This window comes from Bradyrhizobium sp. AT1 (assembly GCF_001590795.1).
GTDB lineage: Bacteria > Pseudomonadota > Alphaproteobacteria > Rhizobiales > Xanthobacteraceae > Bradyrhizobium.
On the sequence record NZ_JXDL01000001.1, the window covers coordinates 347,963 to 369,139 of the forward strand.

Below are 21,177 nucleotides of genomic sequence, written 5' to 3' on the forward strand. Positions count from 1 at the left end.
GACGGGCCGTCCGATTCGATATCCTTCAGACATCATTTTGGGACGACCATGCATCGCTACCGGTCACATACATGCGGCGCGCTCCGCGAGAGCAACATCGGCGAGACGGTCCGCCTGTCGGGCTGGGTCCATCGCGTTCGCGACCATGGCGGCGTGCTGTTCATCGATTTGCGTGACCATTACGGCCTGACCCAGTGCGTGGTCGACCCGGACTCGCCCGCTTTCTCGCTGGCCGAGAAGCTGCGCTCGGAATTCGTGGTGCGGATGGACGGCAAGGCCCGCCGCCGCCCCGAAGGCACCGACAATGATGACCTGCCGACCGGCAAGATCGAGATCTATGTCACCGAGATCGAGGTGCTGGGCCCGGCCGGCGATTTGCCGCTGCCGGTGTTCGGCGACCAGGAATATCCCGAAGACATCCGCCTGAAGTACCGCTTCCTCGACCTGCGCCGCGAAAAGCTGCACCAGAACATCATGACGCGCGTCGAGATCATCAAGTCGATGCGCCGGCGCATGGAGGGGCAGGGCTTCTTCGAGTTCAACACCCCGATCCTGACCGCGTCCTCGCCGGAAGGCGCGCGCGACTTCCTGGTGCCCTCGCGCATCCATCCCGGCAAGTTCTACGCGCTGCCGCAGGCGCCGCAGCAGTACAAGCAGCTGCTGATGATGTCGGGCTTCGACCGCTACTTCCAGATCGCGCCGTGCTTCCGCGACGAGGACCCGCGCGCCGACCGTCTGCCGGGCGAGTTCTACCAGCTCGACGTCGAGATGAGCTTTGTCACGCAGGAAGACGTGTTCGCTGCGATGGAGCCCGTCATTACCGGCGTGTTCGAGGAGTTCGCCAAGGGCAAGCCGGTGAGCAAGAACTGGCGCCGCATCCCGTTCGCCGAGGCGCTGCGCAAATACGGCAGCGACAAGCCGGATTTGCGCAACCCCATCGAGATGCAGGACGTCTCCGAGCACTTCCGCGGAAGCGGCTTCAAGGTCTTCGCGCGCATGCTCGAGGATCCCAAGAACCAGGTCTGGGCGATCCCGGCGCCGGGCGGCGGCAGCCGCGCGTTCTGTGATCGCATGAACTCGTGGGCGCAAGGCGAAGGCCAGCCCGGCCTCGGCTACATCATGTGGCGTGAGGGCGGCGAGGGCGCAGGTCCCCTGGCGAACAACATCGGGCCTGAGCGCACCGCGGCAATCCGCGCGCAGATCGGCACCAAGGAGGGCGACGCCGCCTTCTTCGTCGCCGGCGATCCCGACAAGTTCTGGAAGTTCTCTGGTTTGGCCCGCAACAAGGTTGGCGAGGAGCTGAACCTCACCGACAAGGAGCGGTTCGAGCTCGCTTGGATCGTCGACTTCCCGATGTACGAGTACAACGACGAGGACAAGAAGGTCGACTTCTCGCACAACCCGTTCTCGATGCCGCAGGGCGGCCTCGAGGCGCTGAAATCGCAAGATCCGCTGACCATCAAGGCGTTCCAGTACGACATCACCTGCAACGGCTACGAGATCGCCTCGGGCGGCATCCGCAACCACGTGCCGGAAGCGATGGTGAAGGCGTTCGAGATCGCGGGCTATGGCGAGCAGGAAGTGGTCGACCGCTTCGGCGGCATGTATCGCGCCTTCCAATACGGCGCACCGCCGCATGGCGGCATGGCCGCGGGCGTCGACCGCATCGTGATGCTGCTCTGTGGCACCACCAATCTGCGCGAGATCTCGCTGTTCCCGATGAACCAGCAGGCCATGGACCTCCTGATGGGCGCGCCGTCGGAAGCCACGACGAAGCAGCTCCGCGAGCTGCATGTGCGGGTGAACCTGCCGCAGAAGTGAGGGGGGCGGCCGGTCTCGTGCCCCGGACGCAGCGCAGCGCTACTTAAGCAATGCGCTGCAGAGCCGGGGTCCACGTCGCGTTGAAACGCAGACGCCTGGGTCCCGGCTCTGCATCGCGTTATTTCATGCCGCGCCAAGTCCGGGACACGAGACCACCAAAGCGATCTACAACCCCGTCGATGCCTCGATCCTGAACTGCGCCAGCGCGATGATCGGCTCGTTGTCGAGGATATCGATCAGCTGAAGCACCGGCAGCTTGCCGAGCGGGGTCAGCTTGATGGTCAGCGTCTGCCCCGACGTCGCGACGAAGCCGGCGAGCGCGTCGACCGCAGCCCTGACATCGAGATTGGACGCCGCGAGCTTCTCGCCTTGCGCGCGGATCATCTCGACGATGGCGCTGCGCGCAGCGTCGCGGCTGACATTCTGCATACGCGCGAACTGCGCCACGACGAGATCGACTACGCCGCTGTCCCGCAACGAGAGCTCGATCGCGCCGGTCTCGACCTGCGCCGCCTGGTCCATCGCCTGCACCGGGTCGGCGGTGAACAGGCCGCGCGGCACGTTGGCGAGCGCGAACCGGGCCTGCGCCCTGGCGAGGTTGCCGAGATCGAGCGTGGCCGGCGCGAGCGCGAACGCGCCTGAGGATTCCGTCCAGGCCGCGCCGAGATCGAGGTCGATCGCAAGCTTGTCCACGCCAGCCACGATCAGCGGCTGCAGCGCCGGATTGGCAGGATCGGTCGGCGTGACCATCTTGACGACCAGATTGGCCTTGCTCGGAATCGATCCGACCAGCTGGCCCCAGCTCAGGCTGATCGTGTCGACGGTGACGGGCTGCCGCGTGTTCTTATGGGGCGCAGTCACGCCCTTGACCTCGGCGCCTTCAAGCACGCGGAACAGGCCCAGCATCTGATCGGGCGAGGGCGGCTGCCCCTGGCTGCTGAGCCCTGCCGCCCAGCGCATCAGGTTTGCCGCACTGAACGATTTCAGAGCGAAGCGCTCCATCTTGAGCTGGCCCTGCGGCGAGGGCGTATCGACGCCTTCGACCGCGAACTCGCCTTCGCGGTACCGGACGGCATTGATCCTGGCCGTGCCCTGCGGCGTGCCCATGGACGTCTTGCCGACCTCGATCCTGCCGATGCGAAGGCCTTCATAGAATCCGGCGAGCTTCTCCATCATCTCGCGCGATTGCGCCGCGGTCGGGACGGCCGACGGGTCCGCTGGCAAGAGCGCAACGATCTCGGCCGGCCGGAATTTCGACGGCTGCACCGCGATGTCCTCGAAGGTGATCCCGTCGATGTCCATCCGCATGCCCTGGGTCGATTTGAGCACATAGGGCCCGGTCGCGATCTGCCGGTAGACGCGATGGTAGCTGTCGTCGCCGGTCTTCTGCGGATCGAGCGCCGCGGCGATCGCGGTGGAGTCGAAATCATTGACGATGATGTTGGAGAGGTCGCCGGTCAGCTTCTCCTGTTTGCCCGGCTGCGGAACGTCGATGGTGAAGACGGCGCGGTCCGCTTTCATCGCGTCGATCTTGCCGCGCTTGAGATTCTGGATCGCGAGCCCCGAATAGGCGACCTCGCCACTACCGGCTGCGCTGCCGCTCGTATCGAACGTCATCGTCAGCGTCGGAGCTGTGACGGATGATGCCGTGATGCTGGCGTACTGATCGAGCACATAGCGGTAAATCTCGATCAGCGAGCCGCCTGCCGGCGCATTGCCGGCGTGAATGGGGCCGGCATAGTCACGCAAGGTGAGCTGCGGGACCTTGTAGGACGCCTTCAGCTTCGCGGCGCCGACCTGGTCCAGCGCGACCTCGAAACCCCTGACCTCGATATGGTCGGCCGAGAAGCTGTTGTCGTCGATCAGGCGAACCCCGGTGCCCGTGATGCCGGCGATCCTGATCTGCGCCTGCGGCTGCTCGCCGGGAGTGATCGCGATGTCTTCGATCGTCAGGGTGCGCGTCCGCAGGTCGAACCCGATCTTGCCGTGGCTCGCCTTGCCGCCGCCTGAGCGGATCCGCGCGAACGCTGCCTCGACCTCGGCGGTGGCGCGATGCTGGACGTAGAGATTGAAGCCGAACCATCCGCCCGCGCCGAGCACGACTGCCACGATCAGGCCGATCAGGATTCGCTTCATTCCCTTGCTCCGATTGCTCGTTTTGCACCGCGCAACCTGCCATATTCGTGAAACGCCGCGCGGTCCAGGGAAAGCTATGGTTTTCAAATATTTGACCGGGCGTCCTGTTGATGGGCGCGCAATCGGATGTTGCCACCGGGGCACCCGGCGTGCTTCATCCCGTTTCCACGACCCGGAAATACGGTCCGCTTGGACAGCGGCGTTCGGATCGTGCATTTTGAGGCCGGTAACGCGAGGCGAAACACCGCATGTCGTCCTATTCTGATGATCTCCACCAGGCGGCGCTGGCCTACCATCGTCTGCCGCGCCCCGGAAAGCTCGAGATCCAGGCGAGCAAGCCGCTTGCCAACCAGCGCGACCTCGCGCTTGCCTATTCTCCCGGCGTTGCCGCGGCCTGCACCGAGATCGCGAAGAACCCGGCGGAAGCCGCCACGCTGACCACCCGCGCCAATCTGGTTGCCGTTGTCTCCAACGGTACCGCTGTGCTCGGCCTCGGCAATATCGGCCCGCTGGCATCCAAGCCGGTGATGGAGGGCAAGGCCGTCCTGTTCAAGAAATTCGCCGGCATCGACGTGTTCGATATCGAGATCGCCGCCGACACCATCGAGCGCGTGGTCGAGACCGTGGCGGCGCTCGAGCCAACCTTCGGCGGCATCAATCTGGAAGACATCCGCGGGCCGGAATGCTTCGAGATCGAGGCGCAGCTGAAGGAGCGCATGAAGATCCCGGTCTTCCATGACGACCAGCACGGCACCGCCATCATCGTCGCCGCCGCCGTCACCAACGCCCTGCGACTCAACGGAAAGAAGCTCTCCGACGTCAAGATCGTGGCGTCGGGAGCAGGCGCGGCCGCGATCGCGACACTCAATCTGCTCGTGTCGATGGGCGCGCAGCGCAAGAACATCTGGGTCTGCGACATCGATGGCCTCGTTCACGAAGGCCGCAACACCACGATGGACCGCTGGAAGGCGGTCTATGCGCAGAAAACCGACAAGCGCACGCTCGGTGACGTCATCGGGGGCGCCGACATCTTCATCGGACTCTCCGCGCCCGGCGTGCTCAAGCCCGAGATGGCCAAGGCGATGGGCGACAAGCCGCTGATCATGGCGCTTGCCAACCCGACCCCTGAGATCATGCCGGAGGAGGCGCGCAAGGTGCGCCCTGACGCCATGATCTGCACCGGCCGCTCCGACTATCCGAACCAGGTCAACAACGTCCTGTGCTTTCCCTTCATCTTCCGCGGCGCGCTCGATGTCGGCGCCAGCGCCATCAACGAAGAGATGAAGCACGCAGCGGTCGAAGCCATCGCCCAGCTCGCGCGCGAGGCGCCGTCGGATGCGGTCGCGCAAGGCTTCGACGCCGGCGAGACGCAAGGCTTCGGCCCGGGTTCGCTGATCCCGAGCCCCTTTGATCCCAGGCTGATCCTGCGCATCGCGCCGGCGGTGGCGAAGGCGGCGATGGAGTCCGGCGTCGCGACACGCCCCATCACCAATTTCGACGAATACACCGCGCTGCTCGAGCGCTTCGCCTTCCGCTCCGGCCTCGTGATGAAGCCGATGTTCGCCAAGGCCAAGACCCAGCCGGTGCGGGTGATCTACGCCGAAGGCGAGGACGAGCGCGTGCTGCGCGCCACCCAAGTGGTGCTGGAGGAGAATCTGGCGCGGCCGATCCTGGTCGGCCGTCCCTCGGTCGTGGAGGCGCGCATCAAGCGCTTCGGCCTCTCGATCCGCGCCGGCAAGGATTTCGACCTCGTCAATCCCGAGGACGATCCGCGCTACCGTTCCTACGTGCAGTCCTATGTCGAGGTCGCCGGCCGCCGCGGCGTGACGCCGGACGCCGCCCGCACCGTGGTGCGTACCAACAACACGGTGATCGCCGCGCTGGCGGTCACACGCGGCGAGGCGGATGCCATGCTTTGCGGCGTCGAGGGCCGCTACATGAGCCATCTGCGCCATGTCCGAGAGATCGTCGGCTTCTGTCCCGGCGTCAGCGACTACGCGGCGCTGGCGCTGCTGATCACCAGCAAGGGCGCCTTCTTCATCGCCGACACGCAGGTTCGGCCCAGTCCGAGCGCGGAAGAGCTCGCCGAGATCGCGTCGCTCGCCGCGGTCCACGTCCAGCGCTTCAACATCAAGCCGAAGATTGCGTTCGTCTCGCACTCGGATTTCGGCAGCTACGACACCGATTCCTCGCGCAAGATGCGGCGGGCGACACAGTTGCTGAAGGACAAGCATCCGGAGATCGAGGCAGACGGCGAGATGCAGGGCGACACCGCGCTCTCCGCCGCCGCGCGAAGGATGGTGCTGCCGCACTCCCAGCTGGAGGGCGAGGCCAACATCATGATCATGCCGACGCTGGACACCGCCAACGTCGCCTATCAGATGATCAAGTCGCTGGCGGACGCACTTCCCGTCGGCCCGATCCTGGTCGGCCCGGCGCGCCCGGCGCACATCCTCACGCCGTCGGTGACGGCGCGCGGCATCCTCAACATGACGGCAGTCGCGGTGGTGGAAGCGCAGGAGCGGGCAGCGCGGCAGCAGCCGACGTTGTTTACGTAAGGACGTCTCTCGCGTCATCGTGCAATCCCTTCTCCCCTTGTGGGAGAAGGTGGCATAGGCGGCCTTTGGGGCCGCCGTTCTTACGAACGCCGAAGCGTAGCTTCGGCTATGGCGCCGGATGAGGGGTATCTCCCCGCGAGTCGCGATCGCGAGAGTTGTTCGCGCCGATAGATACCCCTCATCCGTCTCGCCGCTCCGCGGCGAGCCACCTTCTCCCACAAGGGGAGAAGGGAAGACGTCACAAACTTTGAATTCCTCGCAGTTCTCGATTTCCTCGTTTGTAAACCGGCGCACTAATCTTCATAATCCTGTCGAGCATCCCCGCGCTTTGAGCTTGCCAAGAGGCCGATCATGCCAGCGTTCGTGACTTTCGGGCGGATCCTGTTCGCCGTGTTGTTCATCTACACGGGCGCGACCAAGCTCTTTGCCATCCAGGCGACGGCCGACTTCATCGCCACCAAGGTCGTGGTTCCCGAGATGATTGCGCCTTATGCCAAGCAGATCGAGACCGCGACCGCCATGACCACGCCGCAACTGCTGGCGATCGCCGTCGGCGGGCTCGAGATCATCGCAGGCCTGATGATCGCGCTGAATTTCGGTGCGCGGTTCTTCGCGATGCTGATGATCATCTACGTCGCGGTTGCCACCGTGCTGTTCGATGATTTCTGGAATCAGGCGCCGCCCGACAACGCGAAGATGGTGGTCGACGCGCTGAAGAACCTCTCGATCATCGGCGCGTTGTTCATGCTGATGGGATACGGCCGCACCACGCGCCCGGCCGAAGCGGCTTACGGGGACGTCTAGCCGCCACGGCGTCTGCGCACGTGCAAATGCTCGCGGCGTGAACCTTCGTTCATGCGTTACGGTTTTGAGATCACAGCGCTTCCGATATAATGGGTGAGCGGCGCACGCTCCGGGCGTGCTGGCCTGTCACCTGCCGGCGCCGTGGGTCTCCTAAAGTATTCGCTGCCGGCCGCCGGCGGCGGCCGCTACTTCTGATAGGCGATGTCGCGTGTGCGAGGGACGAGACTTTCGCCGCCGTCGATTGAGATATTTTGTCCCGGCACTGATTTGTTCTGGGCAAAGAACAGGATCGCGTTTGCGACCTCCTGCGGTGACGGATTGCGTCGCAGCGGCGTATCGCTCCTGACCCGCTCGAAATCCTCGACCGTCTGTTTACCGCTCGGGAACAACAGTCCGGGAAGTATCCCGAAAACGCGAAACTTGGCCGTGGGGTTCAACTGCCACATCTCGGTGAGGGCGAGGAGGCCGCACTTTCCGATCGTGTAGCTGAAATAGTCGGGATTGAGGTTGGCGACCTTCTGGTCGAGCACGTTGACTACCGTGATCGGACGTTTTCGCGTAGCGGTCTTGTAGGCCATTTCGAGGAGCTGGAACGGGGCCTGAACGTGAACCGCAAGGCTCTCATCCAGCTTCCGCAGCGACGCCCTGCCGGGAAAATCGTATTCGAATATCGAAGCGTTGTTGACCACGAGGTCGGGCGGGCCGTGCCGTTCGACAATGGCGTCGAAGAAGCCCGCGATGCGCCGGGGGTAGCGGAAGTCGCAATAGGAACACGTTGCTTTCCCGCCGCCGCGGGATATCTGCGCGGCGAATTGTCGTGCCTGGTCGCGCGAACCATTGGCGTGCAGCACGAGATCAAACCCGTTCGCGGCGAGATGAGTGGCGATCACTCGGCCGAGACGTCCTGCGCCGCCTGTGACGAGAGCCAACGGCATCTTGTTATTTCCACTGCGCGCGGGTGCGGAAGACCTCGACGCCCGCCGCTTCGGTTTCGTTGAATATGTTCAGCTTCAGGATGGAGACGCTGCAGGCTTCGACCCGTTTGTCCACGAAGCACTGGTCGACGATCTCGTCGAGCAAGGTCTCCAGCAGCGGGGTGTGGGGCCGCGATGGAAACGACTTCAGGAAGGTGCGAATATGGTCGTAATCGACATAGCCGAAGTCTTTCAGTCGCCGTTTGTCCAGCGGCGCGAAAAGTGTGACGTCGATTGAGAGCTTGTTGGGCCGCTGGGGGAATTGCTCCCATGGGTGGATCCCGCACGAGGCCTCGACGACGACATTTCGTAACTTTACGATGACATTGTCTGGTTGCATGATGTTCATGAGGGCTTCTTTGAGCATGATTATTAACGGGCGGGGGGACGAAGGTGGATATCCTGGCTAAATTGCGGTTCGCGAATATTCCATCCTGGTCCAAGATTCTTCTGTTCGGGATGCTGGTCCTGATCGGTCTGATCAATACCGCAGTATTCTTTTTGGGATTGACGGGTCTTCGAGACAGCTGGGTGCAGGCGAGCATACAGTTTCTAAGCGTTTTTCTCCCGGTGTTCACCGTCGTGTATGTCGCAATGCACATCCAGTCGGGTGAGTCGGCCCTCCTGAACAGCATCAGGAAAGTCTATCTCAGGACGCTGCCGCTCGCGCTCGCGCAGATCGACGAGACCCAGGCCCCCTTCTACGACGCAGCCGGTGGTCGCCGGCCAAAAAGGGAGACGAAGTCGCAGATCGTGGTCGAGACCAACTACCTGCCCGGACAGATCGATGCCGATTTCCTCATCAGGTGGCCGACCCACAAGCGACTGTTGATCCGCCTCGAGATCAATTTCCGGCGGATCAACTTCAATCTCTATTTGACCGGCGAGCAGATCGCGAGGATTCTCAAGCGCCCGCCATTGTCCGTCGAAGAGCTTACATCTGAAGACGTCGCCCACCAGATTTTGGAGCGACTGGGTCATAGCGTGAGCGGCGCAAGCTTCGCCGAGGCCAAGCGGATTACGCTCGCTGATCAGGATGTCGCATATCAGTCCGGCTACGCCTTCAACGACCGGATGATTCAGCGGGAGCTTGGCGGAAAGAGTTACTATTGTCTCGTGGCGATGAAGACTGTCTCTCCACAATTCAACTGGGAGGTGACGGAGCGCGTTTACTTCTGCTTCGATCTGATGCTGATGCTGCGAGCGATGATCGACGAGTGTCCCGAAATCGCCGACGTCGTGCCTGACGCGCCGGCGTTGGGGCAAGATGCAAAAGCCGCTTGAAGGCGAGGGGCGGCGTTCGCTGACGTGAAGGCTCCGGCTATTCGGAAACGGTCGTCACCACGGAATTGACCGGGCGCTGGCTCACCGTCGGCAGCTTGGCGTCCTTGAGCAGCTCCTGGTCGTATTCGGGCAACGACGACGCCGGGAATTTGGCGCGCATTGCCACCACCTTGTAGCCGCCGGCCTTCAGGCGCTTGAGCAGCTCGGGCAGGGCCTCCGCGGTGTGCTTCTGGAAGTCGTGCATCAGGATGATGCCCTTGCCCTTGGTGTCGAGCTTCTTCATCACGGTCTCGACCACCTTCTCGGGCTTCGAGGCCTTGAAGTCGAAGGAGTCGATGTCGCAGGAGAAGATCGCGGTGTTGCGGTTGCCGAGATAGGTGACCATCTCCGGCGGATGCTGCAGCGCCGGGAAGCGGAAGAACGGCGAGGGCGAGATGCCGCCGAGCGCCCACTTCACCGCGGACAGGCCCTTCTCGATCTCTTCCTTGCGCTGCGCCTCGGTGAGCTTCTTGTTGTTGAGATTGGCGTGCGACCAGGTGTGGGTGCCCACGGTGTGGCCGGCCGCATAGACCTGCTTCAGGATCTCCGGCTCGTAGGTCGCGTGCTTGCCGATCGAGAAGAAGATGCCGGTGGTGCATTCGTCGGCGAGCGCCTTCAGCACCGCAGGCGTGTTCTTGGGCCAGGGGCCGTCGTCGAAGGTCAGCACGACCTCCTTGTCGCGCAGGAAGTCGAGCTCCTTGAAATGCTCGAAGCCGAAGCCGGGACCGCCTGTCGTGTCGATCTCGACGGTGCGGGCAACACCGAGCGCGCCAGGCGTGTTGCAGGCTGCGCGGGCCGGCTGCGGCGCTTGCTTGGGCGGAGGCGGATTGACGAAACCGGCGGGTGCGGCGGCTGCCGCGGGAGCGGCAGGTGGAGCCGCCGCGGGCGTTGCCGCGGCCGGCGTTGCTGCCGGTGCAGTTTGCGTCGCGGCTGCGGGCTTTGCGGCCGGGGTCTGCGACCATGCTGCGCCGGTCAACGCAACCGACATCGCGCTTGCCAAAATCAGTCCTGCCGCCACACGCATGGTGTTGTCCTCGAGATTGATCCCATTGTTCCGCCGCGGCTTTTCGCCTCCGGCAAAACCCATCCTGCCCCAAACGATCCTAGCCTAGATGGTGGGCCATCGCCATTGCAACGGCTGTTTGGCATCCCGCCGCAATTGTGCCCAACCGGATGGGGGCGGCATCCGCGTCAACTGTCGGCCAGAACCCTGGCAACGGCTGTCTTGATCCGCGTATCGGCCGGCTCGACCGCCGACGGAAAGACCTCGGCGATATAGCCGTCGCGGCCGATCAGATATTTGTGGAAGTTCCAGCGCGGAACATCCCTCGGTCGCGCCTCTGCGGCCCACTTGTAGAATGGATGCGCCTTGGCCCCGGCTACGACAGCCTTGGCGGTGATCGGAAAGGTAACACCATATTGGTGGTGCGCGGTCTGCGTGATCTCGCTGCTGCCGCCGGGCTCCTGGCCGCCGAAATCATTCGACGGCACGCCGATCACGGTCAGCCCGCGGGCGCGAAACTCGGTCCAGATCTCCTGCAGGCCGGCATATTGCGGGGTGTAGCCACAAAGCGAGGCAGTGTTGACCACCAGCAGCGGCTTACCGGTGAAAGCGGCGAGCCGGATGTCGTCACCTGACAAGGCTGGAAAGGAGAAGGCATAGGCCGAGATCCGGCTCATAGCGCCCTCGGCGAAAGCACGCGTTGCCGGCGCAAGCGTGCCGGCCAGCGTCATGGTGAGCACGGTCCTGCGGTTCATCATGGCGGCATCCCCCGAAATGATCCGGAGGCATGTTACTCCGCGGCTGCGCTCCGCCTCGTCAACACCGCGTTATCTGACGCGGCGGCAGAGGCTAGTACAGGCGGACGATGAAGTCGGTGCCTTCGCCAGTCTCGCCCTGGTTGATGCCCTGGTCGGAGATGATGATGGAGCCGCCTGAGGTCAACATCTCGTTGATCTTCGCCATGGTATCGTCGGGGATCGAGATGCGGTCGAGCGCCGCGGCCGGACTGTCCGGCGTGACGACCGGCTTGGCCGCCACGGGTTTGGCGGCGACGGGGATCACGGCAGCGCCCCCCTTGCGGCGCGTGAGGCGGCTGTCGTCCTCGCGTGCGGCGGAACGGGCGGAGACGGGCAGTGACACCACCGACCAACGGAGCGCATTGGTATCGGTCTTGTCGAGCTCGGCGGTGAAGATATGCGTGCCGAGAGGCCGGTCGCTGGTCGCGATCGTGACCGGCACCTCGAACAGCGGCGCAAAATTCTGCCGCACGTAGAGCTTGGAATCCTTGCGGCTGATGAAGACGGCGATCTGGCCGGCCCGCTTGGGTATGTCGGGCTTGGCGGCCGGTGCGGGATCGGCGACGCGGGTCTCGTCCTTCTTCACCTCGGGTGAGGCGGCGACCGCAGGTACCGGAGCATCGGGTGTCTTCGCGGAGTCCGCGGCTTGCGTCTTGACCGGCGCGGCCTTGTCGACGGACTTGTCCTCGTTCGCCGGCTTGGCGGCTTCTTCCGAGGCAGGCTTGGCCGCGTCGGATGCTTCGGCCGGCTTGGCCTCGTCGGCGGGCTTGGCGGCTTCATCATGCGCAGGTGCGTTGCCCGTGGTCACATCCGACATCACGGTGTGGCCGACGGAGGCGCGCAGCTCGAGCACTGCGTCGGCGCTGGCAGTCTTGGTCTCGACAGGCTTGCTCTCGGCGGCTTTGGTTTGCGCGGCGCCCTTGTCGGCCTTGTCGCCGACATTGGTCTGCGGTTCGAGGCTGGCGGCGGGCTGCGGCGGCACGCGCGACGAGGCGAGCAGGGGATGGGAGAAGTTGTGCGGCGTCATCTCGCCGGGCGCGACGATCACACGCGCGCCCATCCTGGTCCAATTCCACATCTTCACCGCGAACGCCATCGGCATGCGGATGCAGCCATGCGAGGCCGGATAGCCCGGCAGCACGCCGGCATGCATGGCCACACCGGACCAGGTGATCCGCTGCATGTACGGCATCGGCGCACCGCTATAGATGTTGGAATGGTGGAATTTGTGCTTCTGGATGACGCTGAACACACCCATCGGCGTCGAGTGGCCCTTCATGCCTGTCGACACCGGAGATTCCGCGAACACGCCATTGGTGTCGTAGACCGTCACCTTCTGCCGGTCGATCGAGACGACGATGACCAGCGGCCCTTGCGGCTTGGTGCCGGCCTCTTTCTCGGCGACAACTTCCTTCTTGGCGCCAGCGCCACGCTTCTGCGGCTTCTGGCGCGGTATCTCGGGATGCCGGTCCTGTCGGGCGTAATAGGATCCGTCGGAATAATCCGTCCAATAATAAAATGCTGCGTCTGCCTGGCTACTCGCGCCGATCGCACCCGCCGCCGTCAAAACGGCGACCTGCCAAAGCCGCGCCGGCTTGGCAGAAAAACCCGACCCGTTCACGCTGTTCATCCTCGAATCCACAATCCAAATCAGACGTTAGTCTCGCAAAGGGGATACGCGTTCACCAGCAGGTCAGTTCTGCTGTCAGCTACTTTTGTTCAAGACGTAGCAAAAAAGCCTCACGGAGCGGTAAACGGCGGCCACCTCCGGCCAGCTGTCGTCTTCCTGTCGGGCTGACGCGTTCCTACATTGCGGGGACTTGCTACCGGAGAACTTCATGTCATCTCGTTTCCCCGATCTTTCCGGCATCCGCTTGGAAGGCTTCGCTTTATTCCTCCTGGCTCTGATCGCACCGATGGCGTCCGCGTCCGCCGCGGACGAGCCCGATCTGATCTTCCGCCGCTCCACCGTGTTCAAATGGATGAGCCCGAACGACAAGCTCGCGACCTATGGTCTCGACGACCCCGAGGTCGAGGGCGTCGCCTGTCATTTCACGGTGCCGGAGAAGGGCGGCTTCAAGGGCTGGCTGGGCCTCGCCGAGGAGGTCTCGGACATCTCGCTGGCCTGCCGCCAGGTCGGCCCGATCAAGTTCAAGACCAAGATGGAGCAGGGCGACGACATGTTCCGCCGGCGCCGTTCACTGTTCTTCAAGAGGATGCAGATCGTGCGCGGCTGCGATACCAAGCGCAACGTGCTGGTCTACATGGTCTATTCGGACAGGATTATCGAGGGCTCGCCGAAGAACTCGACCTCGACCGTGCCGATCATGCCGTGGGGACCAGCGGACGCAAACGTCCAGAAGTGCGGCGAGTTCTTCACACAGTGACGCGTTTGACGAGGTGTGAGCCCGTCAGCCGCACGAATGCCTGTGGCGCCGCTTCGAAGCCGCGGCCGGACTGCAGCGACATCGCGCCGGTCGAGGCGACGCGACCGGGTCGTTGATCGCCGTCGTCCGTCCGTTGGTCCGCCTCGCGCGGCGTTGCGCGATCTTGCGTCACCATAATGGCCATCCCTCAAGTGAACGCGCCCGGTGATCCCAGGCGTCCAGGTTTCGATGGCTTGGGTCGCAGCCGACGCGCCCCCGGTTCGACAGGACCCAGCCTTCGTTCGTCCCTCTCTTGAGCAGAAAAACGTAAAATGCATGTGAAGCGCGCAAGGCGGGAGCGTGACGGCAATTGCGTCCCATGTGCTCACACCGGATCAGGAACCTGGCACGCTACTTTGAGCTGCGGTGAGACCCATCTGAAATGATTGGCGTTTTCGGAGAATTGTGTCGTCGTCACGGGGCGGACGAAACAATTCTCATGGAGATGAAACCATTTTGCGCTTTTGGCGCATCACGGGCGAAACCGCCCATGGTTATCAGCTTCACAACGACGAACGGCGCACCGCCGGCTACCGAATTCGGAGACAAGACCATGCGCGCGCTCAGCTTCATCCTTGCTTTCGCTTTCGTGGTTGCCGGCTCGTCCTTCGCGGGCGCGCCGGACGGCAATCTCCCCGGGGTCGGCACCTTCCAGTACAGCGGCTCGCCGGTAACGACCGCGGCGTCGCAGCCGATCGTGGTCGCCGCGCGCTTCTGATCGACAACAAGAAAATCAGCCGATAAAGGCCGTCATGCTCGTCCGATCTTATGCCGCTGCGTTCGTAACCGTTCTGACGATCAATGCCGCCGAGGCGCAGGTGCGCGCGCCCTCGAGGCTACCCGATCCCCGCAGCGAGTTCGTGCGCCAATGCGCGCCGCGGATGATCGGGCGATGGGAACATCCTGAGGAAGTCTGCGGCTGTCTGCACGATCACGCCGCGGCCGCCGTCGAGGACCGCGACCTGCGCGAAGCGCTGCTCCGCGGCATCAGCGAGACGGGCGTGCCCACCATCGAGACCGATTGGGTTCCGGCCTCCAAGCAAGGCGAGATCGGCCCGACCTTCACCAAGATCGCCAAGCCGACCCTGCAGTGCATGTTCGATCCGGCGAAGCAGTAATCATTTCGTCTTTGGACCGTATCGCTGCACGCACGTGGCGGTGCGCACGACGCCCTTGTCGGACATCTTCGCCCCGCGCACTTCCTTGACCTGTCCGGCGGGACAGGTGCCGTCATCCACCTGAATGCGCTGGCCCAGCTTGAGGTCGCCGATGTCCTGCTCGCGCCCCACCGTGGTGGCGTGCGCCGTCGCGGCAAGCGCGATGGAGATCAGGAACGCGAGGCAGGTGGTACGGCGAAGCGGCATGATGAGATCTCTGAGCATCGACGCCGCAATGTAGGGACTGGCGAACGATTCTCATAGTGAACGTTCGTCACGCGCGCCGGGCCGCCTTGGCCCTCGCGCGCAGGGCTGCACGCGATTCCCGCGCGAGCCGTTCGGCGGAAGATTTGAGCTGTGGAACCGGATGTCCTGAAAATCCCAGCACGAAGCCCGGCAGCGGGCGCGCGCGCGAATAGGTGTCGGCGAGCAGCCAGCCCTCCGCGCCGGCCGCCTGCTTGGCTTGCGCGGCCACCGACAGATCGACCGAGGGATCGAACCGGGCGACGAGATGCAGACCTTGTGACGGCACCGGCACCGATAACGCGCCGTCGGATGCGGCCTCCAGCGTTTGCGCCAGCACATCGCGCGCCTCGCGATAGAGCTTTCGCACGCGCTTGAGGTTGGCGGCGAACGCGCCCGAGTTGAGCATGTCGGCCACCGCGCCTTCCATCAGCGTGCCGGGGAAGCGGTCGAGCGCCGCGCGTGCGGCCGTCACATCCGCGATCAGGCGTTCGGGCAGGGCGCAATAGCCGATGCGCAGGCCCGGAAACAGCGTCTTGGCAAATGTGCCGAGGTAAATCACGCGCTGCAGGCGATCGATGCCGGCGAGCGACATCAGCGGTGCGCCGTCATAACGGAACTCGCTGTCGTAATCGTCCTCAAGCACGAACGCGCCGGCCTGCCTCGCCCAGTCCAGAAGCTCGAGCCGCCGCGGCATCGACATCTGCACGCCCAGCGGAAACTGATGCGACGGCGTGACATAGGCCGCGCGCGCGGACGGCGCCGCCGTGCGGCCCTTGGCGATCCGCATGCCGTGCTCGTCGACGGGAACGGGTACGGCGCGATAGCCGCAATGCACGATGGTTTTTCGCGCGGCTGGATAACCGGGGTCCTCGCACCAGACCTGGTCGCCCGGCTTGAGCATCGCGCTCAACACGATGCGCAGCGCGTGCAACGTGCCCGACGTCAGCATGATCTGGTCGGGATCGCAGCGCAGACCGCGCGCCGACAACAGATGATCGGCAATTGCCGCGCGCAGCTCGCGGCTGCCGCGGGGATCGCCATAGTGAAGGTGCTCGGAGCCGAACGCACGCATGCGCCGGCCGACGAAGGCGCGAAAACGCTGCACGGCCCGTTCGTCGATATGGGTGCAGCCCAGCGCGAACGCGCCTTGCCCGGGCGTTTCGACGATGACCTTCGGCTTGTCCGGTTCGGCGGCGTGCGCGGGGATGCGCGCCGCGACGAACGTTCCGGAGCCGACGGTCGCCTCGGCAAAGCCGTCGGCGATCAGGCGCTCATAGGCGATGACGACGGCGTTGCGCCGAAAACCGGTCTGCTTGGCCAGCGTGCGTGACGGTGGCAGCGCCTCGCCCGGCTTGACGAGGCCCGAGACGATCATCTCGCACAGTGCCTGATAGAGCTGGTGTGCGGCCGAGGCGCCTGGCGTGACGTGCGGGCCGGTGAGGTCGAGCGGCAGCTCGGTCTTTGTCGGCAAGGAAGACTTGGCCGGCGAGGGGAGAGAATTGGTTGGAATCTTTCGCATGGAATTGGAACTATCGCAGACCAAATGGCCGGCTACAACTACCTAAGATATTTCCAATCCGAGCAGGAGCGGCCGTGAGCCAGACCGAGACCTCCACTTCCTATCCGACCTCCGCGCGCAACCAGGTGAAACGCCGGCACGACCGCGGCTTCTACGATCACGAGACGGTCCATCGCATCCTGGATTCTTCGATGCTCTGCCACGTCTCCTACGTGATCGACGGCCAGCCCTATTGCACCCCGACCTTCTTCTGGCGTGAGGGGACGAAGCTGTACTGGCACGGCTCGAGCGCAAGCCGCATGCTGCGGAGCCAGAGCAAGGGCGAGCGCGTATGTCTCACGGTCGCCCATCTCGACAGCCTCGTGCTGGCGCGCTGTGGATTCAACCACTCCGCCGACTATCGTGCGGTCATGGCGTTCGGCTCCGCCTACCTCGTCACCGACCCCGCGGAGAAGGAGCGTGCGGTGATCGCGATGGTCGACCGTTTCTTCCCGGACCGCACCGCGGGTCTCAGGGCGAGCAACACCCAGGAGATCAAGGCGACCTCCTTCATTGCGATGGAGATCGAGGAAGCCTCCGCCAAGGTGCGCGCCAAGGGTGTCGCTGACGACGACGAGGACTATGCGTTGCCGATCTATGCCGAGCGCATTCCCGTGCGCACGGTGCTCGGCGCGCCGGAGCCGTGTCCACGCCTGCTCGACGGCGTGAGCCGGCCTGCGACCCTCAATGGCTACTCAGAAGGCCGACTGCTCGAAGATGCATTGCGGGATGCATATTTTGTGGAGTACCCGAAGGGGTGAAATCGGCTAGCTTGCGCACTCCTTGGGACCATTGAAATGCCTGGAGTTGCCTGATGAATGCCGAAACGCAGCAGAGGATTCTCGACGCCGTCGATGCCGGCTTCGAAGCCCAGCTTGCAACCACAAGCGATTTCGTCGCGATCCCTTCGACCCGTGGGGCGGAGGGGCCGTGTCAGGACATGATCGGCGACCTCCTGCGCGAGCGTGGCTATGAGGTCGATGACTGGCACATCAACGTCGATGATCTCAAGGATCTGCGCGGCTTCGGCCCGATCGAGCATGATTTCTCCAAGGCGCGTTCGGTGGTGGGCACCTACCGTCCGCAAACGAATGGCGGCAAATCGCTGATCCTGCAGGGCCACTGCGACGTCGTGCCTGCCGGCCCGCTGGAGTTGTGGGATACGCCGCCGTTCTCGCCTGTCATCAAGGACGGCAAGATGTTCGGCCGCGGCGCCTGCGACATGAAGTCGGGCACCATCGGCGCGCTCTACGCGCTGGATGCGATCAAGGCCGCCGGCTTCAGGCCGACGGCGCGGATCCACTTCCAGTCCGTCATCGAGGAGGAGAGCACCGGTGTCGGCGCGCTCTCGACGTTGCAGCGCGGCTACCGTGCCGACGCCTGCTTCATCCCGGAGCCGACCGGCGGCAAGATGGTGCGTTCGCAGGTCGGCGTGATCTGGTTTCGCCTGCGCGTGAAGGGGCATCCGACCCACGTGGCGTTCGCCGGCTCCGGCGCTAACGCGATCATGGCGGCGTATCATCTGATCCAGGCGCTGCAAAAGCTGGAGATCGAGTGGAACGAGCGGGCCAAGGCTGACAAGCACTTCAAGACGATCAACCATCCCATCAATTTCAACCCCGGCATCATCAAGGGCGGCGACTGGGCCTCCAGCGTTCCCGCCTGGTGCGACGTCGATTGCCGGATCGCGGTGTTGCCCGGCTGGTCGATCGCCGACCACCAGAAGGAGATCATGGCCTGCGTCGCCGCCGCGGCGCGCAATCACCGCTTCCTCGCCAACAATCCGCCGGAGATCGAATGGTCGGGCTTCCTGTCGGAAGGCTATGAGCTGACCGATGCGGCCGCGCCGGAGGCCGCATTCGGCAAGGCGTTCGGCAAGGTTTATGGCGGCACTCCGGAGGATCTCGTCTTCACCGCGCTCACCGACACCCGCTTCTACGGTCTCAACGAGGGCATCCCGAGCCTGTGTTTCGGCGCCAGCGGCGGCGAGATGCACGGCTTCAACGAATATGTCGAGCTGGAGTCGCTGAAGAAGACCACCAAGGCGATGGCGCTGTTCATCGCGGAATGGTGCGGGGTGGAGAAGGCGTAGCTCTCTCCGTCGTCGTTACGAGGAGCACGCGACAAAATTGCGAAGCAATTTCGCGCAGGCGACGAGGCAATCCAGACTGTCACCGTGGAGGCAGACTGGATTGTTTCGCTGGGCCCGCAATGACGGAGTGCCCAATCTACCAGCCTCCCAAATCCTTTAAGCTTAAAATAAAGACTAGGATGCGGCCCTGTCCGGTGGCAGACTGGCGGCCGGCTGGCCGGACGAGTCCTCGGGAGTGACGATGCGCGATTGGGATGATGCTTATGCCAATTCGGCCCATATCCCCGGCTCGGACAAGATGCCGGGACAATGGGCGGAACGAGCCGCGGCCTATCGCGCTGGGTTGAAGGATTTTCGCGCCGACATTGCCTATGGCCCGGGCGAGCGCCAGAAGCTCGACCTGGTCCTGCCCGACGGCGACAGCAAGGGCCTCGTCGTGTTCGTTCACGGCGGCTACTGGATGCGGTTCGACAAGTCGACCTGGACCGATCTTGCCGAAGGCGCGCGGCACCATGGCTGGACCGTGGTGCTGCCGAGCTACACGCTGACGCCGGCCGCGCGCATCTCCGATATCACTACCGAAATCACCGCCGCGATTGCCAAGGCGGCTTCGCTCGTCGCGGGGCCGATCCGGCTTGCCGGCCACTCCGCCGGCGGTCATCTCGTCACGCGCATGCTGTGTGACGACAGCCGGCTCGAGCCGGCCGTCTACAACCGCATCGCCGGCACCCTCTCGATCAGCGGCCTGCATGATTTGCGTCCGCTGCTGAAGACCAAGATGAACGAGACGCTCGGCCTGACCATGGAGGAGGCGACGCTCGAAAGCGCGGCGCTGCATCTGCCACGCGGACATTCGCCCGTCACCGCCTGGGTCGGCGGCAGCGAGCGGCCGGAATTCATCCGCCAATCCGACCTGATGGCCAATGTCTGGACCGGATTTGACGTGCCGACGCGCCTCGTCGTGGATCCCGGGCTGAACCACTTTACCGTGATCGACGGGCTGAAGGATCCGTCGTCGCCGATCACCGCGCGCCTGATCGGCCTCGACTGAGCAGAGCCGGGGAAGATCGATCGAAAGGGCCTGCCCATGACGTCCAACGGTTACGATCCTGCAAGCGAAGGCGCCGAGACCGATTTCGCCCGGCGCATGTCCTATGGCGACTACCTCGCGCTGGATGCGATCCTGGGCGCGCAGCATCCGCTGTCGGAAGCGCATGACGAGATGCTGTTCATCATCCAGCATCAGACCACGGAGCTGTGGATGCGGCTTGCCATCCACGAGCTCAGTGCCGCACGCCGCGCCATCTCCAAGGATGAGGTGCCGCCTGCGATGAAGATGCTGGCACGGATGTCGCGGATCTTCGAGCAGCTCAACAATGCCTGGGACGTACTGCGCACGATGACGCCGAGCGAATACACGCGTTTCCGTTCGCAGCTCGGGCAGTCCTCCGGTTTCCAGTCGCGTCAGTACCGGCTGATCGAATTCCTGCTCGGCAACCGCAACCACGCCATGCTGAAGCCGCACGCGCACGATGCGGAGACGACGGAGCTGCTCGAGGCCGAACTGGCGACGCCCAGCCTTTACGACGAGGTGCTCAGGCTCGCCGACCGCAATGGTCTGAAGATGCCGGCCGCCGTGCTGGCGCGCGATGTTCGCGAGACCCACAGCTTCAACGAGGGCGTGCTGCAGGCCTGGCGGATCGTCTACGAGGCGCCGGAGACGCATTGGATGCTCTACGAGCTCGCCGAGAAGCTGGTCGACTTCGAGGATTATTTCCGCCGCTGGCGCTTCAACCACGTGACGACGGTCGAGCGCGTCATCGGCTTCAAGCGCGGCACCGGCGGCACCGGTGGCGTCAGCTATCTCAAGCGCATGCTGGAGGTCGAGCTATTCCCCGAACTCTGGCGCGTCCGCACCATTCTGTAGAAATGCCCAAGAAATATCCATGACCAGATATCGCGTCTATGACGACACCAAAGCCCTGTTCCATCTGCCCGAGGGCGTGATCTATCTCGACGGCAATTCGCTCGGCGCGTTGCCGCTTGGCGTTGCCGAGCGCGTCAACCGCGTCATCACGACCGAATGGGGCGTTGAGCTGATCCGCGCCTGGAACACCGCAGGCTGGTACGCCCAGCCGCGCCATGTCGGCGATCGCATCGCGCGCCTGGTCGGCGCCGAAGCAGGCTCGGTGATGGTCGGAGACACGCTGTCGCTCAAGGTCTATCAGGCGCTCGCTGCCGCGCTCGACATGAACGCGTCCCGCAAGATCGTCCTGTCGGAC

At 64.1% G+C, this 21,177-nt stretch carries 19 protein-coding genes and 1 pseudogene; 12 read left to right on the forward strand and 8 right to left on the reverse strand.

The annotated features are described in order from the left end of the window. The first annotated feature begins 48 nt into the window (after positions 1–48). On the forward strand, positions 49–1,821 hold the full coding sequence (aspS, locus tag SE92_RS01655) for an aspartate--tRNA ligase (RefSeq protein WP_063194177.1): 1,773 nt from the start codon (positions 49–51) through the stop codon (positions 1,819–1,821). Positions 1,822–1,986: 165 nt separating this feature from the next. On the opposite strand, the gene SE92_RS01660 is transcribed toward aspS, so the two are convergent. Then, on the reverse strand, positions 1,987–3,957 hold the full coding sequence (locus tag SE92_RS01660) for an aq_1923 C-terminal domain (RefSeq protein WP_063194178.1): 1,971 nt from the start codon (positions 3,955–3,957) through the stop codon (positions 1,987–1,989). 248 nt (positions 3,958–4,205) lie between these two features. On the opposite strand from SE92_RS01660, the gene SE92_RS01665 reads away from it, so the two are divergent. Together SE92_RS01665 and SE92_RS01670 are read left to right on the forward strand one after the other, a co-directional pair. Then, on the forward strand, positions 4,206–6,515 hold the full coding sequence (locus SE92_RS01665; protein ID WP_063194179.1) for an NADP-dependent malic enzyme: 2,310 nt from the start codon (positions 4,206–4,208) through the stop codon (positions 6,513–6,515). 351 nt (positions 6,516–6,866) lie between these two features. Further along, positions 6,867–7,319, forward strand: a complete 453-nt coding sequence (locus SE92_RS01670) for a DoxX family protein (RefSeq protein ID WP_063194180.1) — start codon at positions 6,867–6,869, stop codon at positions 7,317–7,319. Between the two features lie 185 nt (positions 7,320–7,504). Here the strand turns inward: SE92_RS01670 and SE92_RS01675 are convergent, their stop codons facing one another. Next, entirely contained in the window at positions 7,505–8,254 is a 750-nt protein-coding gene (locus SE92_RS01675) for an SDR family oxidoreductase (protein ID WP_063921201.1), read from the reverse strand. A 4-nt stretch (positions 8,255–8,258) separates the two neighbouring features. Next, the gene (locus SE92_RS01680) at positions 8,259–8,642 is read right to left on the reverse strand and encodes a dihydroneopterin aldolase (RefSeq protein ID WP_198172522.1); all 384 of its coding nucleotides are present in this window, start codon (positions 8,640–8,642) and stop codon (positions 8,259–8,261) included. 44 nt (positions 8,643–8,686) lie between these two features. On the opposite strand from SE92_RS01680, the gene SE92_RS01685 reads away from it, so the two are divergent. Then, positions 8,687–9,577, forward strand: coding sequence for a hypothetical protein (locus SE92_RS01685; RefSeq protein ID WP_157094990.1), 891 nt, complete (start codon positions 8,687–8,689; stop codon positions 9,575–9,577). Between the two features lie 37 nt (positions 9,578–9,614). Here the strand turns inward: SE92_RS01685 and SE92_RS01690 are convergent, their stop codons facing one another. From SE92_RS01690 to SE92_RS01700, 3 genes are all read right to left on the reverse strand, one after another. Then, the gene (locus SE92_RS01690) at positions 9,615–10,640 is read right to left on the reverse strand and encodes a polysaccharide deacetylase family protein (protein WP_063203288.1); all 1,026 of its coding nucleotides are present in this window, start codon (positions 10,638–10,640) and stop codon (positions 9,615–9,617) included. Positions 10,641–10,807: 167 nt separating this feature from the next. Next, positions 10,808–11,377, reverse strand: a complete 570-nt coding sequence (locus SE92_RS01695; protein ID WP_063194184.1) for a glutathione peroxidase — start codon at positions 11,375–11,377, stop codon at positions 10,808–10,810. A gap of 91 nt (positions 11,378–11,468) precedes the next feature. After that, positions 11,469–13,046, reverse strand: coding sequence for a L,D-transpeptidase (locus SE92_RS01700; RefSeq protein WP_063194185.1), 1,578 nt, complete (start codon positions 13,044–13,046; stop codon positions 11,469–11,471). A 208-nt stretch (positions 13,047–13,254) separates the two neighbouring features. Here SE92_RS01700 and SE92_RS01705 point away from each other — a divergent pair, with 208 nt between their 5' ends. From SE92_RS01705 to SE92_RS01720, 3 genes are all read left to right on the forward strand, one after another. Then, complete coding sequence (locus SE92_RS01705) at positions 13,255–13,803, forward strand: CreA family protein (protein WP_063194186.1); 549 nt, start codon at positions 13,255–13,257, stop codon at positions 13,801–13,803. A 421-nt stretch (positions 13,804–14,224) separates the two neighbouring features. Then, positions 14,225–14,560 (forward strand): hypothetical protein, encoded by a 336-nt coding sequence (locus tag SE92_RS01715; protein WP_198172973.1) that lies wholly within the window; start codon positions 14,225–14,227, stop codon positions 14,558–14,560. A gap of 34 nt (positions 14,561–14,594) precedes the next feature. Next, the gene (locus SE92_RS01720) at positions 14,595–14,960 is read left to right on the forward strand and encodes a hypothetical protein (RefSeq protein ID WP_063194189.1); all 366 of its coding nucleotides are present in this window, start codon (positions 14,595–14,597) and stop codon (positions 14,958–14,960) included. Here the strand turns inward: SE92_RS01720 and SE92_RS01725 are convergent, their stop codons facing one another. Together SE92_RS01725 and pdxR are read right to left on the reverse strand one after the other, a co-directional pair. Then, on the reverse strand, positions 14,961–15,206 hold the full coding sequence (locus SE92_RS01725; protein WP_063203289.1) for a DUF6719 family protein: 246 nt from the start codon (positions 15,204–15,206) through the stop codon (positions 14,961–14,963). Positions 15,207–15,273: 67 nt separating this feature from the next. Next, entirely contained in the window at positions 15,274–16,764 is a 1,491-nt protein-coding gene (pdxR, locus tag SE92_RS01730) for a MocR-like pyridoxine biosynthesis transcription factor PdxR (protein ID WP_063194190.1), read from the reverse strand. A gap of 74 nt (positions 16,765–16,838) precedes the next feature. On the opposite strand from pdxR, the gene SE92_RS01735 reads away from it, so the two are divergent. The 5 genes and pseudogenes from SE92_RS01735 to SE92_RS01755 form a co-directional block, all read left to right on the forward strand. Then, positions 16,839–17,564 carry a pyridoxamine 5'-phosphate oxidase family protein gene (locus SE92_RS01735; protein ID WP_063194191.1) on the forward strand — a complete coding sequence of 242 codons (726 nt, stop codon included), beginning with the start codon at positions 16,839–16,841 and terminating at the stop codon, positions 17,562–17,564. Between the two features lie 53 nt (positions 17,565–17,617). Continuing rightward, positions 17,618–18,895 carry an ArgE/DapE family deacylase gene (locus tag SE92_RS01740; protein ID WP_063194192.1) on the forward strand — a complete coding sequence of 426 codons (1,278 nt, stop codon included), beginning with the start codon at positions 17,618–17,620 and terminating at the stop codon, positions 18,893–18,895. Between the two features lie 241 nt (positions 18,896–19,136). Continuing rightward, entirely contained in the window at positions 19,137–19,946 is an 810-nt protein-coding gene (locus SE92_RS01745; RefSeq protein WP_063194193.1) for a hormone-sensitive lipase, read from the forward strand. Between the two features lie 36 nt (positions 19,947–19,982). Next, complete coding sequence (gene kynA / locus SE92_RS01750; protein ID WP_063194194.1) at positions 19,983–20,822, forward strand: tryptophan 2,3-dioxygenase; 840 nt, start codon at positions 19,983–19,985, stop codon at positions 20,820–20,822. A gap of 19 nt (positions 20,823–20,841) precedes the next feature. Then, positions 20,842–21,177 (forward strand): annotated as a pseudogene (locus SE92_RS01755) (kynureninase); the annotation flags it as partial.